This is a genomic window from Nocardia aurantia, from assembly GCF_009604425.1.
GTDB lineage: Bacteria > Actinomycetota > Actinomycetes > Mycobacteriales > Mycobacteriaceae > Nocardia > Nocardia aurantia.
The window spans coordinates 263852-276930 of the sequence record NZ_WEGI01000007.1 but is presented as its reverse complement, the minus strand read 5'-3'; the positions used below and the strand labels follow the sequence as shown (position 1 = coordinate 276930).

The 13079-nt window shown below is 71.2% G+C and carries 12 protein-coding genes; 3 read left to right on the top strand and 9 right to left on the bottom strand.

Annotation, left to right across the window (positions count from 1 at the left end; translation table 11 throughout):
- Positions 1–8: 8 nt before the first annotated feature.
- Genes NRB56_RS17620 through NRB56_RS17610 form a run of 3 tightly spaced genes read right to left on the bottom strand, consistent with a single transcriptional unit; the run spans position 9 to position 2822 of the window.
- Positions 9–1694: a precorrin-2 C(20)-methyltransferase gene (locus NRB56_RS17620; RefSeq protein ID WP_153343508.1), complete on the bottom strand. Its 1686-nt coding sequence runs from the start codon at positions 1692–1694 to the stop codon at positions 9–11.
- A complete protein-coding gene (locus NRB56_RS17615; RefSeq protein ID WP_153343506.1) occupies positions 1691–2335 on the bottom strand; it encodes a precorrin-8X methylmutase in 645 nt (214 codons plus the stop codon). Before NRB56_RS17615 ends, NRB56_RS17620 begins: the two co-directional genes overlap by 4 nt.
- Before the next feature lie 49 nt (positions 2336–2384).
- Positions 2385–2822: an Lrp/AsnC family transcriptional regulator gene (locus NRB56_RS17610; RefSeq protein WP_153343821.1), complete on the bottom strand. Its 438-nt coding sequence runs from the start codon at positions 2820–2822 to the stop codon at positions 2385–2387.
- A gap of 130 nt (positions 2823–2952) precedes the next feature.
- Here NRB56_RS17610 and ddaH point away from each other — a divergent pair, with 130 nt between their 5' ends.
- Entirely contained in the window at positions 2953–3834 is an 882-nt protein-coding gene (gene ddaH / locus NRB56_RS17605) for a dimethylargininase (protein ID WP_227837879.1), read from the top strand.
- Here ddaH and NRB56_RS17600 read toward each other — a convergent pair.
- Positions 3831–4637 carry a class I SAM-dependent methyltransferase gene (locus NRB56_RS17600; RefSeq protein WP_153343504.1) on the bottom strand — a complete coding sequence of 269 codons (807 nt, stop codon included), beginning with the start codon at positions 4635–4637 and terminating at the stop codon, positions 3831–3833. The genes ddaH and NRB56_RS17600 overlap by 4 nt on opposite strands.
- A gap of 67 nt (positions 4638–4704) precedes the next feature.
- On the opposite strand from NRB56_RS17600, the gene NRB56_RS17595 reads away from it, so the two are divergent.
- Positions 4705–5292 carry a TetR/AcrR family transcriptional regulator gene (locus tag NRB56_RS17595; protein WP_153343502.1) on the top strand — a complete coding sequence of 196 codons (588 nt, stop codon included), beginning with the start codon at positions 4705–4707 and terminating at the stop codon, positions 5290–5292.
- A gap of 67 nt (positions 5293–5359) precedes the next feature.
- Here NRB56_RS17595 and cobG read toward each other — a convergent pair whose 3' ends face one another.
- From cobG to NRB56_RS17580, 3 genes are read right to left on the bottom strand one after another with little or no spacing between them, the layout of a single operon-like run.
- Positions 5360–6547 (bottom strand): precorrin-3B synthase, encoded by a 1188-nt coding sequence (gene cobG, locus NRB56_RS17590; protein ID WP_319943126.1) that lies wholly within the window; start codon positions 6545–6547, stop codon positions 5360–5362.
- 32 nt (positions 6548–6579) lie between these two features.
- A complete protein-coding gene (locus tag NRB56_RS17585; RefSeq protein WP_153343500.1) occupies positions 6580–6909 on the bottom strand; it encodes a hypothetical protein in 330 nt (109 codons plus the stop codon).
- A gap of 54 nt (positions 6910–6963) precedes the next feature.
- Positions 6964–7158, bottom strand: coding sequence for a hypothetical protein (locus NRB56_RS17580; protein WP_153343498.1), 195 nt, complete (start codon positions 7156–7158; stop codon positions 6964–6966).
- A 329-nt stretch (positions 7159–7487) separates the two neighbouring features.
- Between NRB56_RS17580 and cobN the strand changes: the two genes are divergently transcribed.
- Positions 7488–11261, top strand: a complete 3774-nt coding sequence (cobN, locus tag NRB56_RS17575) for a cobaltochelatase subunit CobN (protein ID WP_319943125.1) — start codon at positions 7488–7490, stop codon at positions 11259–11261.
- A 601-nt stretch (positions 11262–11862) separates the two neighbouring features.
- Here cobN and NRB56_RS17570 read toward each other — a convergent pair.
- Both NRB56_RS17570 and map read right to left on the bottom strand, forming a co-directional pair.
- Positions 11863–12255 carry a PPOX class F420-dependent oxidoreductase gene (locus NRB56_RS17570; protein WP_319943124.1) on the bottom strand — a complete coding sequence of 131 codons (393 nt, stop codon included), beginning with the start codon at positions 12253–12255 and terminating at the stop codon, positions 11863–11865.
- A 54-nt stretch (positions 12256–12309) separates the two neighbouring features.
- Positions 12310–13074 carry a type I methionyl aminopeptidase gene (gene map, locus NRB56_RS17565; RefSeq protein WP_319943174.1) on the bottom strand — a complete coding sequence of 255 codons (765 nt, stop codon included), beginning with the start codon at positions 13072–13074 and terminating at the stop codon, positions 12310–12312.
- Positions 13075–13079 lie beyond the last annotated feature (5 nt).

The following is a 13079-nucleotide window of genomic DNA, read 5'->3' as shown; positions in this document are numbered from 1 at the left end:
GTCGAACGCTACGCTCCGTGGTAGCGCCGGGAAGTGTAGACCCGGGTGCCACCGGGGGTGTCGAAGGCGGTGGTGGTGGAGGCGCCGATGATCAGCAGGGTGCGCATGTCGACCTCCGCCGGGTCGAGTCCGGCGAGGGTGACCACGCGCACCGACTCGGTCGGGCCGCCGACGTCGCGGCCCAGGACCACCGGCGTGTCCGGCTTGCGGTGCTCCAGCAGCAGGTCCCGCAGCGCGCCCACCTGCCAGGTGCGCTGCGAGGAGGCGGGGTTGTACACGGCCAGTGCCATATCGGCGGCGGCGACGGCCGAGATGCGTTGGGCCACGGTCTCCCACGGCTTCAGCCGATCCGACAGCGAGATCACCGCGAAGTCGTGCCCGAGCGGCGCGCCGACGCGGCTCGCGACCGCACTGGCCGCGGTGACGCCCGGAACCACCCGCACCGGGACCGCGCGCCACTGCGGGTCGGCGGATTCCTCGACCACGGCGGCCGCCATCGCGAAGACGCCGGGGTCGCCGGAGGATACGACCGCCACCCGGGCACCCTGCCGGGCCAGATCCAATGCCATTGCGGCCCGCTCGGATTCGACCCGATTGTCGCTCGCGTGCCGCCGTTGATCCGGTCGTGCCGGCACGCGGTTCACATAGGTGGTGTAGCCGACCAGATCGGTCGCCTCGGCCAGGATCTCCGCGACTTCCGGTGTCGTCCAAGCGCTGTCGCCGGGGCCGAGCCCGATGACCACGACGCCGCCGGTCTGCGCGGGGAAGTGCCGTGGCGCGTCCGGGGGGCCACTTCCTCCGGAAAACCGTGAATTCGCGTGTGCCGCTGGGGTTGCCACGCTGCCCGCCACCGTCGTATCGGCCGGTCCGGTCGCCGCTCCCGGGCCGTCGAGGCCCGTCGCCGAACCGGTCACGGCGACGGATCCGGCGTGCTCCCCGCCGGCCGGGGTGAGCGGCAGCGGGGTGGTCGGCCGCGGGCCCGGGACCAGGGTGATCGAGAAGTACGGGACGTCCGCGTCGGCCACGTCGGCGGCGCGCAGCACCCGCTGGCGGCCGGTGCTGGCGCGCTCGACGTAGTAGGCGTCGGCCAGCCGTCCGGACTGTGAAAGTGCCTGCCGCACAGCGGGATAGGTGCGGCCGAGTTTCATCACGGCGGCCGCCTCGGTCTCGGCGAGGCGGCGGGCCAGTTCGTCGGCGGGCAGGGTGCCGGGCAGCACGGTGAGGACCTGCTCGCCCTCCACCAGCGGGGTGCCCAGCGCCGCGGACGCCGCGCTCACCGAGGTGATGCCGGGGATGATCTCCGCCTCGAACCGGTCCGCGAGGCGGCGGTGCATGTGCATGTAGGAGCTGTAGAACAGCGGATCGCCCGCGGCCAGCAGTGCCACCGAGCGTCCGGCGGCCAGGTGCGCGGCCAGCCGTTCGGCGGCCTGCTCGTAGAACTCGTCCATCGCGCCCTGGTAGCCGCCGGGATGGTCGGTGGTCTCGGTGGTCACCGGGTAGATCAGGTGCTCCTCGAGCTGACCGTCGCGCATGTACGCCGCCGCGATACCGCGCGAGATGCTGCGGCCGTGCCGGGCGCTGTGGAAGGCGACGACGTCGGCCGCGCCGATGATCCGCGCGGCCTTCACGGTCACCAGTTCCGGATCGCCGGGGCCGAGGCCGATTCCCCAGAGTTTGCCGTGCTGGGCGCTCATTCCTGTTCGCTCGCGATCGCGTTGAGGGCCGCGGCGGTGATGGCGCTGCCGCCGCGGCGGCCGTGCACGGTCAGGAATTCGACGCCGCCGTGGTCGGCCAGCGCCTGCTTGGACTCGGCCGCGCCGATGAACCCGACCGGGATGCCGAGCACCGCCGCCGGTCGCGGCGCGCCGGCGTCGAGCATGTCCAGCAGGTGGAACAGGGCCGTCGGCGCGTTGCCCACCGCTACGACGGCGCCGTCGAGCCGGTCGCGCCACAGTTCCAGTGCGGCAGCGGATCTGGTGTTGTCCATGGCTCGGGCCAGTTCGGGCACCCGGGGGTCGGCGAGCAGGCACAGCACCTCGTTGTCGGCGGGCAGGCGCTTGCGGGTCACGCCGGACGCCACCATGGTGGCGTCGCACAGGATCGGCGCGCCGGCCCGCAGCGCGGCCCGGGCCTTCGCCACCACGTCCGGGCTGTGGTCCACGTCGGCGGACAGATCCACCTGACCGCAGGCGTGGATCATCCGCACCACGACCTGCGCGACATCGGCCGGGAAGCGGGCCAGATCGGCCTCGGCGCGGATGGTCGCGAACGAGCGCCGATAGATCTCGGCGCCATCGGTGAGATAGCTGGTGCGTGTCCGGGAAGGGTCCGACATGGGATCCACAGTAGAAGTGCGATTCTCGTGAACCGGTAGCGGGTCGTGATCAGGTGCGCGGCCGTTCCAGCAGCCGCGACATCACGATGCTGCTGCGGGTGCGGCCGACGCGCGTGTTCTCCCGGATGCGCTCGACCGTGGACTCGATCTCGGCCATGTCGGTGGCCATCACGTGCACGAGCGCGTCGGCCTCGCCGGCGATCGTCCACACCCCCACCACCTGCGGGATCGGCTCCAGGCCGCGGCGCAGTTCGGCGGGGGAGATGTTGTCGCGGTAGTAGACCTCGACGTACGCCTCGGTCCGCCAGCCCAGTGCCGCCGGGTTGACCAGCGCGGTGAATCCGGTGATCTGGCCCGCCGCGACCATCTTGTCGACCCGGCGCTTCACCGCCGGCGCCGACAGCCCGACCCCGGCGCCGATCTCCTGGAAGGAGGCGCGGGCCTGTCGCAGCAGATGCGCGAGGATCCGCCGGTCCAGCTCGTCCATACCCGATACCTCCATGACGCAACGATTCGCCGTTTCGGCGATCGACTACGCAATGATTCGATGTTCCGAGCGCAACACTACGCCCGTTACCGTCGAAACAGTCTTGTCGCGCCGACCGCAGGGAGATCCGTTGACGCTCTCGACCACGACACCCGTCTCCCTGTCCTCCGAGCCCGCGGAGCTCGGCGACCCGGCCGAACGCCGCCCGGCGCCACGCCGATTCCTGATGTGCCGGCCGGATCATTTCGACGTCACGTACGCGATCAATCCCTGGATGGACATCGGTGCGCCGGTCGATCGCGCGCGAGCGGTGTCCCAGTGGGAGGCGCTGTGCGCGGTCTATCGGCGGCACGGGCACCAAGTGGATCTGATCGACGGCGTTCCCGGCCTGCCGGACATGGTGTTCGCCGCGAACGGTGGGCTGGTGATCGGGGATCGTGCGCTGTCGGCGCGGTTCGCCACCCCCGAGCGCGCCGCCGAGGGCCCGGCGTACCACGCCTGGATGGCCGGGCGCGGCCTCGGCCGGGTGCTCGCGGCGGCCGAATTCAACGAGGGGGAAGGCGATTTCGCGGTGGCCGGGGACCGCATCCTGGCCGGTGCGGGATTTCGCAGTACCCGGTCGGCGCACCGGGAGGTGGAACGCTACTTCGGGCGGCAGGTGGTGTCGCTCGACCTGGTCGACCCGCGTTTCTACCATCTGGACACCGCGCTCATGGTCCTCGGTGACACGATCGCGTACTACCCGGCGGCCTTCTCCGACGACAGTGTGCGGCTGCTGGCCCGGCTGTATCCCGATGCCGTGCTCGCCTCCGCCGACGACGCGGAGGTGCTGGGGCTCAACGGGGTCTGCGACGGGTACCACGTGTTCCTCAGCGATCGCGCGGTCCGCCTGGCCGGGCAGTTGCGCGAGCGCGGTTACCACCCGGTCGGCGTCGACCTGTCGGAACTGCTGAAGTCCGGCGGCGGCGTGAAGTGCTGCACGCTGGAGTGGCACGGGTATCCGCGCGGTTAGCGCCGGGTCGCGGTGACCACCATCGTGATGTAACCCGCGGTGAAGCTGCCGCCGAGGTCGTCGATCGCGGCGCCGACCGCGGTGAGTACCGCCCGCCGCTGCTCCGGGGCGAGGCTCGTCAGCGAACCCTGGGTCGGCAACTGGTCGAGCCATTCGTCGCGGGTGTAGGTGTGCTCCCAGTCGAAGCGCCACTGCTGCGCGACGTCGAAGGCGCCGGCCGCCGCGATCCCCTCGGCGGCCTGGTCGAAACCGGGCCGGTACAGGTCCAGGGCGCTGCGCTCGGTCCGGAAGTCGAACAGATGATCGGGCACCACGCGGCGGTAGGCGTCGGCGAAGGCGTGTTTCACGGCGCCGGGGAGTTCGAACACATGCCAGAACGGGGCGAGTCGCCCGCCGGGGCGCAGCACCTGCGCGGCCTTGGCGGCGCCCGCGACCGGGTCGATCCAGTGCCAGGCCGTGCCCGCGGCCACGACGTCGAAGGATCGGTCCGCGGCGTCCCAGGTCTCGAAGGTGGCGACCTCGACGTCGAGACCGGTGCCGCGGGCGAAATCGGCCATCCGGGCGTCGGGTTCGACACCCAGCACCCGGCAGCCGGCGGCGGCGAACTGCCGGGCCGCGATGCCGGTGCCGCAGCCGACGTCGAGCACATCGGTGCCGGGGCTCGTGGTGAGGATTCGCTGGATCATGGCGTCCGGATACGGCGGGCGGGCCCGGTCGTAGCGGGCGGCGTCGGTGCCGAAGGATTCGGCGACCCGACGTTGTTCGTGGGGAACGATCGGCGGGGGTGAACTCGGAGTGGGCATGCGCCCACACTAGTGGGCATGTGCCCACTGGACAAGCTGTGTTCGCCCTGGGCGATACCATCGAGCGATGCCGACCGGAGTGGCGATTCGCGATGTGCGCCGACAGCTGTTCGACGCCGCCGAGCGCGTGCTGCTGCGCGAGGGGCCCAGCGGGCTGACCAGCCGGGCCGTCACCGCGGAGGCCGGCTTCGCGAAGGGCGTGCTGCACCGGCACTTCGAGGATTTCGACGCGTTCCTCGCCGATTTCGTGCTCGATCGGGCCGAGCGGATGGACACGCAGGCCGCCGCGCTCCGCGACGCCGCGGGCACCGGCACCGTCGTCGGCAACCTGACCGACGCGCTGACCGCCCTCTTCGAATCGGTCGCGGTCGCGGTGGTCGCGCTCGTCACCTTCCGCGACGAACTGCGCAGCCGACTGCGGCAGAGCTGGCCCGCGGGCGTGCCGATCCTGACCGAGGGCGCGATCATGATCGGCGACTACCTCACCGCGGAGGTCGAATTGGGCCGGATCGCCCCCGCCGCCGAGGTCGACGCTCTCGCGCCCATGCTCATCGGCACCGGCCACCTGCTGTTCGCCGACCGCACCGGCCGGCGGCCCGACCCGGACGCGGTCCGCCGGGCGGTGGCGAACGTGGTGGGCGGCGTGCTGCGCTGAGGACGGACATGTCGTCGCCCTCGTGCACGCTCGAACGATCCGGTCTCGCGTGAAATCGGTTGCCGGGTCAGTCCTGTGGCGGCGGAGTGACCCGGTAGCCGTCGGGTTCGGCGATCACGTCGGTGACGGGACCGCGCGGGCGGCCGCAGCGGCGTTCGCAGCCGGACCAGTGCTGCTTACCGGACACCTCGAGGTCGGCGGCGGTGCGGCCGTGTTCGGCCGGTGCGGGCGGGCCGTCGTGGACGCGGCCCTCGGCGACCGCCGCGGCGGCGTCGGCGCGGACATCGGTGCGGGATTTGGCGCAACCGGGCTGCCCGGCGCAGGCGGTGACGTGCAGCCAGGGGGAGGCGGCGTCGAAGATCAGGCCCATCGGGGCGAGTACCCGGACGACCTGCTCGGCCACCCACTCGTCCAGGTCGCCGAGGACGAGGCTGCGCCACGGCGTCACCACCAGCGGGCGGTCGACGGCCGCGAGGAATTCGGCGGTGCGCGCGGGCAGGCTGCCCAGCGGGACGCCCGCCCCGAGCGCGACGCGTCCGTCGTCCTGGGGCAGCCAGCCGATCGGAATATCGTGGCGGGCAACGAATTCCAGTGGAGCGGTGGCCGGTGTCAGGCCGAGGTGCGCGATCACCCGGGCCGCTCCGTCGGGCACCTCGTGCAGCCGCCACCGGTCGTCGCGCACTCGCTGGAAGCCGTGCGCGGCGTCCAGCATCGTCGCCACCGCCACCTCCGCGGGCAGCCGGACGCCGGTGTCACGGCCGGCGAGCAGCAGGGCGTACTCACCGGCGGCGGTGGCGTGCACGCCGATGTCGCCGCCGAGCCCGCTGACATCGCCGCGCCCGTCGTCGAGGGTGAACAGCACCCGGCCGGGCAGTTCGGACAGCGCCGGCGCGGCGCGCAGGCCCGCGTCCAGGGCCGGTATCAGCGGGTGCACGTCGGCCCGGCCGCCGACGCGGCCCGACAGCGGGGACGCGACGATGTTGCGCACCCGCTCGTGGGTGGGGCTGGGCAGCAGGTCGGCGGCGGCCAGCCGGTCGGCGAGCGCGGCCGCGTCGTGGATCTGCCGCAACTGCACATTGCCGCGCGAGGTCAGTTCGATGGACTCGTTGCCCAGCTCGCGCGCGGCCTCGGCGAGGGCCTGCAGCTGATCCGGCCGCAACCGCCCCCCGGGCAGCCGGATGCGGGCCAGCGGGCCGTCGGCGGCGTCGTGCAGGCGCAGCACGCCGGGGCAGGAGTCGGGCCGGGAGCGGGTCACGATCCCAGCCTACGAGGCGCGAAACGGCAGGGTCAGATGCCCGGCCAGGTGCGGGGCGCCACCGCGCGGGCCTCGGCCCGGCGCCGGGCTCGGGCCGCGGCGGCCTGATCCCATTCGTCGCCGAGCAGATTCGGCCCCTCATGGTGGTGGGCGTGATCGCGGTGCACCGTCATCGTCAGCAGCATGATGTTGACGACGACGATCGCGGCGCAGATGCCGCCCGCGACCATCGCCCAGCGGGTGTGCCCGCTGGCCGCGGCGGTCAGCGCCATCGCCAGCGTGGCGAAGCCGGCCAGCACGGCCAGATAGGTGGTCCAGGCGACCAATCGGTTGCGGCGAGCCCAGTTCGGAGTGGCGCGCATGGGAGCGTCCTTCCGTGTCGTCGGTGCACGGGGTCGTCGGGCTGATCCGAACCGTCAGTCGCGGCCGGGCAGCCGCGGAATGCGCACGTAGCTGTCGGACAGCAGCTTGGGAGTGGTGTGGCGATCCACGTGATCGCGGCGCACCGTGGATTCGAAGACGAGCAGACCGCCGATGGACACCACCACACACAGGATGGCCGCGACCACCGCCAGAGTGCTTCGACCGCCCGCGGCTGCCGCCAATGCCATTGCTAGCAAAGCAACAGCAATCATCATGCTTGTTATCCCTGACCAGGCAGCGAATCGATTCCGCCTGGCCCACCCTGGTGAGTTCGGCATACTTTGAGCGTACGCCTGCGTGCCGGTTTCCGGGAGACGAAACGAACCGATCGTTCTGTGCTAGGGCTGCCGGTGCGACGACCCGGTGCGCGGGCCGCGCGACCGGCGCGCGGTAGCATCCGGGGGCTTGCCGGAACGAGGAAACCGGTGTGATTCCGGGCGGTCGCGCCACTGTGACAGTCAGACCCTCCAGGCGAGCACGACCACCGATGGGCGCGTGACCCGAGGAAAGGCTCGCCGTGATCTTGTTGCTGTCCACCTCCGACACCGATCTGCTGTCCGCACGGACCAGCGGTGCCGACTATCGGCTCGGCAACCCCGCCCGGTTGCTGCCCGACGATCTGCCCGGGCTGCTCGACGGCGTCGATCTGGTGATCGTCCGGTTGCTCGGCGGCCGTCGCGCCTGGGAAGAGGGCCTGGACCTGCTGCGCGCCCGCGGAATTCCGCTGGTGGCGCTCGGCGGCGAGATGGCGCCCGACGCCGAGCTGATGGAATGTTCGACCGTGCCCGGCGGGGTGGCCGCCGACGCGCACAACTACCTCGCCGCGGGCGGGCCGGGCAATCTGCGGCAACTGCACCACTTCCTGTCGGATACCGTGCTGCTCACCGGGCACGGGTTCGAGCCGCCGGTGCAGTTGCCGGCCTGGGGTGTGCTGGCACGCACGGCCCGGGAGGTCGAGGGCCCGGTGGTCGCGGTGCTGTACTACCGCGCCCAGCATCTGGCCGGCAACACCACCTACATCGAGGCGCTCTGCACGGCGATCGAGGATGCCGGCGGCCGCCCGCTGCCGCTGTACTGCGCGTCGCTGCGCACCGCCGAACCGGAGCTGATCGATACCCTGCGCGGCGCGGACGCACTGGTGGTGACCGTGCTCGCGGCCGGCGGCAGCACCCCGGCCGCGGTCTCCGCCGGTGGCGACGACGCGGCCTGGGACATCGGCGCGCTCGCCGATCTGGATGTGCCGATCCTGCAGGGCCTGTGCCTGACCGGCAGTCGCGCGCAGTGGGCCGGCAACGACGACGGGATGTCGCCGCTGGACGTCGCCACTCAGGTGGCGGTGCCGGAATTCGACGGTCGGCTGATCACGGTGCCGTTCTCGTTCAAGGAATTCGACGCCGACGGCCTGTCGAGTTACGTGCCCGATCCCGAGCGCGCCGCCCGGGTCGCCGGAATCGCGGTGCGGCACGCCCGGTTACGGCACGTCCCGCCCGCGCGGCGGCGGATCGCGCTGATGTTGTCGGCGTATCCGACCAAGCACGCGCGGATCGGCAACGCGGTCGGCCTGGACACCCCGGCCAGCGCGATCCGGCTGCTGAACGCGTTGCGGGACAACGGATATGACGTCGGCGCGGCCGGTGAGGTGCCCGGTCTCGACGAGCACGACGGCGACGCGCTGATCCACGCGCTCATCGCCGCCGGCGGGCAGGATCCGGACTGGCTCACCGCGGAACAGTTGAAGGGCAACCCGATCCGCATCTCCGCGGCGCGGTACTCGAGCTGGTTCGGCACGTTGCCGGCGGAGTTGCGGGAGGCGGTCGTCGCGGCCTGGGGGCCGCCGCCGGGCGAACTGTACGTCGACCGGTCCGTGGATCCCGCGGGCGAAATCGTCATCGCCGCATTGCGTTTCGGCAATCTCGTGCTGATGGTGCAGCCGCCGCGCGGGTTCGGCGAGAATCCGGTCGCGATCTATCACGATCCGGACCTGCCGCCGAGCCACCACTATCTGGCGGCCTACCGCTGGATCTCGTTGGCGGACAGCGACGGTGGTTTCGGTGCGGATGCGATGGTCCATCTCGGCAAGCACGGCAACCTGGAGTGGTTGCCGGGCAAGACCGTCGGCATGTCCGCGGCCTGCGGCACCGACGCCGCCCTGGGCGATCTGCCGCTGATCTACCCGTTCCTGGTCAACGATCCGGGCGAGGGCACCCAGGCCAAGCGCCGCGCGCACGCCACCCTGGTCGACCACCTGATCCCGCCGATGGCGCGGGCCGAGACCTACGGCGACATCGCCCGGCTCGAGCAGTTGCTGGACGAGCACGCGAACATCTCGGCGCTCGATCCGGCCAAGCTGCCGGCGATCCGGCAGCAGATCTGGACCCTGATGCGCGCGGCGAAGATGGACCACGATCTGGGCCTGGCCGATCGGCCCGACGAGGACGCCTTCGACGACATGCTGTTGCACGTCGACGGCTGGCTGTGCGAGATCAAGGACGTGCAGATCCGCGACGGCCTGCACGTGCTGGGGCAGGCGCCGATGGGGGAGACCGAGCTGGACCTCGTGCTGGCGATGCTGCGGGCGCGTCAGCTGTGGGGCGGCGAGGTCGCGGTGCCGGGTCTGCGGGAGGCACTGGGGCTCGACGAATCCGGTGGCGAATCGCGGGAACGGGTCGACGCGGTGGAGGCGCGGGCGCGGGCGCTGCTGGCCGCGTTGCAGGCGGCGGACTGGTCGGTTGGCGCGGTCGATGAGGTGCTGGCGCGGTATGTGGTCGCCGGTGTTTCGGCGACTGCCGGTGCTTCGGCGACTGCCGACGCTTCGGCGAGTGCCGGTGCTCTGGCGACCGCCGATGCTCCGGCGATTGCCGGTGGCCCGGCGATTGCCGGTGGCCCGGTGGCGGATGTGGACGATTCGGCGGCCGGTTCGGCTCCGATCACGGTGCCCGCCGGTCGAGTCGAGACGCTGCGAGCCGTATTGCGTTTTGCGGCAACCGAAGTCGTGCCGCGGTTGCGGCAGACCGGTGTCGAGATCGAGCGGGTGCTGCACGCCCTAGACGGTGGTTTCGTGCCGGCCGGCCCGAGCGGTTCGCCGCTGCGCGGCTTGATCAACGTGCTGCCCACGGGGCGCAACTTCTACTCGGTCGATCCGAAGGCGGTACCGTCTCGGCTGGCCTGGGAAACCGGTCAGGCCATGGCGGATTCACTGCTCGAGCGCTACCTGGCCGACCACGGCGAGTACCCGCGCTCGGTGGGCCTGTCGGTGTGGGGGACCTCGGCGATGCGGACCTCCGGCGACGACATCGCGGAAGTGCTTGCGCTGCTGGGGGTCCGGCCGGTCTGGGACGAGGCCAGTCGGCGCGTGACCACGCTGGAGGTGATCCCGCTCGACGAGCTGGGCCGCCCGCGCATCGATGTCACGGTCCGCATCTCCGGGTTCTTCCGGGACGCGTTCCCGCACGTGCTCGCCCTGCTGGACGACGCGGTGCGGTTGGTCGCCGGCCTGGACGAGCCTGCCGAGTCGAACCATGTTCGGGCACACACCCAGTCGGATCTGGCCGAACACGGCGACGAGCGGCGCGCCACCACCCGGATCTTCGGTTCCAAGCCGGGCACCTACGGCGCCGGCCTGCTCCAGCTGATCGACTCGCGCAGCTGGCGGACCGACGACGATCTCGCGCAGGTGTACACCGCGTGGGGCGGTTACGCTTACGGTCGCGGCCTGGACGGCGCGCCGGCGGCCGACGACATGCGCACCGCGTATCGCCGAATCGCGGTGGCCGCCAAGAACACCGACACCCGCGAGCACGACATCGCGGATTCCGACGACTATTTCCAGTACCACGGTGGCATGGTCGCCGCGGTGCGCGCGCTCACCGGCCGCAACCCGGAGGCGTACATCGGCGACAGCACGCGGCCGGATTCGGTACGCACCCGCACCCTTTCGGAGGAGACCACTCGGGTGTTCCGGGCCCGCGTGGTGAATCCACGCTGGCTGGAAGCGATGCGCCGGCACGGGTACAAGGGCGCGTTCGAGATGGCGGCGACCGTCGACTACCTGTTCGGGTACGACGCCACCACGAATGTGGTCGCCGACTGGATGTACGAGAAGCTGTCCGAGAGTTACGTTTTCGACGAGACCAATCGTAAGTTCATGGAGCAGTCGAATCCGTGGGCGCTGCACGGCATCACGGAGCGGCTATTGGAGGCGGCCGAACGCGAGTTGTGGGAGCATCCACAGCCGGAAACCCTGGAAAGGTTGCGGCAGATCTACCTGGAGACCGAGGGCGAACTGGAGTAGTTGTGTTAGCGGGGTTCGCTTCGGTTTAGAGGGGGCGGGTTGCGGGGTTTGGCCTGCTTGGGGGTGACGGGCTGTGTTTTTTGGCCTCCGCTTCGCTCCGGCGGGTTCGCGGCCCTGCGGGCCCGATCCTTCCCTCCTCCGGCTCCTCCGCTTCGCTCCCCCGCCTCCGTCAGTCCAGGATCGGGCCGGGCCGCGAACAGGAGGGTTACCCCTGCGTATCGGTGACCGAAACCCAGGGTGGGGGTTACGGCTGCGGAAATGGTGACCGGGTCGCGGGGAGTGGGGTACGTACGGCTGCGGAACGGTGACCGATTCGCGCGGAGCAGGGGTACGTACGGCTGCGGAAATGGTGACGGGGTCGCGGGGAGTGGGGTACGTACGGCTGCGGAAGTGGTGACCGGGCCACGGGGAGTGGGGTACGTGCGGCCGCGAAGTGGTGACCGGGCCACGGGGAGTGGGGTACGTACGGCCGCTAAGTGGTGACCGGGCTACGGGGAGTGGGGTACGTACGGCTGCGAAATGGTGACTGGTTTCAGGGGAACAATGGTCGGTGAGCCTTATGGTCGATGCGCCCGCAGAGGCTTGTTCGGGACGGTGTGAACTATTGGGGTTGGGCCGGGGAGATTTCGATGCCGATGGTGCCGTTGCGGCCTCGGCGGATCAGGCTGGCGGTGACGACGAGCCAGCCGGGCAGTGCGTAGCGTTTCTTGATCAGTGTCCGGGTGCGGTCGCTGCCGGGCTCGTCGAGGACTCGGGCCGTGGCCTCGACGACCTGGTCGTCGGTGGGCTTGCCGGAGACGTTGCAGGCTTGCAGCGTGACCGCCGGGTTGCGGCGGATCCGCTTCACCTTCCAGGAGTCTGTCACCGTCCAGACGTACAGCTTGCCGTCGTCGAGTGCGGCCCAGACCGCCGTGCCGACCGGGGTTCCGTCCTTGCGGAAGGTGGTCAGCAGAACGTATTTCGCGGTACCGGCGGTGCCGAAGGGATTGTCCACCCGGGCAGCGTAACCCGTGCGCGGCCGGTACTGCCGACGAGTGGATGTGCGGCGTCAGGCGAGGGTGAGGATGTTGGGGCCGTCCTCGGTGATCGCGATCGTGTGCTCGCTGTGCGCGGTGCGGGAGCCGTCGGCCGAGCGGATGGTCCAGCCGTCGGGATCGGTGACGATGCGGTCGGTGGTGCGGGCGAACCAGGGTTCGATCGCGATGGTCAGGCCCGGGCGGAGGGGGAAACCGCGGCCGGGGCGGCCGTCGTTGGGGACGTGCGGATCCTCGTGCATGGTCCGGCCCAGGCCGTGGCCGCCGAATTGGGTGTTCACCGGGTAGCCGTGGGCGCGGGCGACGGCGGAGATGGCGGCGGAGAGGTCGCCGATCCGTGCGCCGGGCTGTGCGGCCGCCACGGCCGCCGCGAGCGCCTCCTCGGTGGCCCGGACCAGTCGCAGGTCCTCCTCGTCGGGGGTGCCGACGATCACCGTGGTGGCGGCGTCGGCCACCCAGCCGTCGATCGAGACGGCCAAGTCCATGGTGAGCACATCGCCGTCGCGCAGCGGGTAGTCGAACGGAAGGCCGTGCAGGACAGCGTCGTTCACCGAGAGGCAGACGGTGTTGCGGAACGGGCCGCTGCCGAAGGAGGGTGCGTAATCCCAGTAGCAGGAGGTCGCGCCGCGATCCTGGATGCGCTTGCGCACCTGCTCCTCCAACTCCAGCAGGTTCACCCCGACCCGGGCGCGTTCCCGTAGGTCGGCCAGCACATCGGCCACGAACTGCCCGGTCACCCGCATCCGTTCGATCTCCGCGGGCGTCTTCAACTCCACCACTCGCA

Excerpts from the sequence above, each read along its gene's own strand:
- NRB56_RS17600 (WP_153343504.1), bottom strand. The coding sequence starts at position 4,637 with ATGCCCACTCCGAGTTCACCCCCGCCGATCGTTCCCCACGAACAACGT.
- NRB56_RS17595 (WP_153343502.1), top strand. The coding sequence starts at position 4,705 with ATGCCGACCGGAGTGGCGATTCGCGATGTGCGCCGACAGCTGTTCGAC.
- NRB56_RS17610 (WP_153343821.1), bottom strand. The coding sequence starts at position 2,822 with ATGGACGAGCTGGACCGGCGGATCCTCGCGCATCTGCTGCGACAGGCC.
- NRB56_RS17615 (WP_153343506.1), bottom strand. The coding sequence starts at position 2,335 with ATGTCGGACCCTTCCCGGACACGCACCAGCTATCTCACCGATGGCGCC.
- NRB56_RS17620 (WP_153343508.1), bottom strand. The coding sequence starts at position 1,694 with ATGAGCGCCCAGCACGGCAAACTCTGGGGAATCGGCCTCGGCCCCGGC.
- NRB56_RS17580 (WP_153343498.1), bottom strand. The coding sequence starts at position 7,158 with ATGGCATTGGCGGCAGCCGCGGGCGGTCGAAGCACTCTGGCGGTGGTC.
- NRB56_RS17585 (WP_153343500.1), bottom strand. The coding sequence starts at position 6,909 with ATGCGCGCCACTCCGAACTGGGCTCGCCGCAACCGATTGGTCGCCTGG.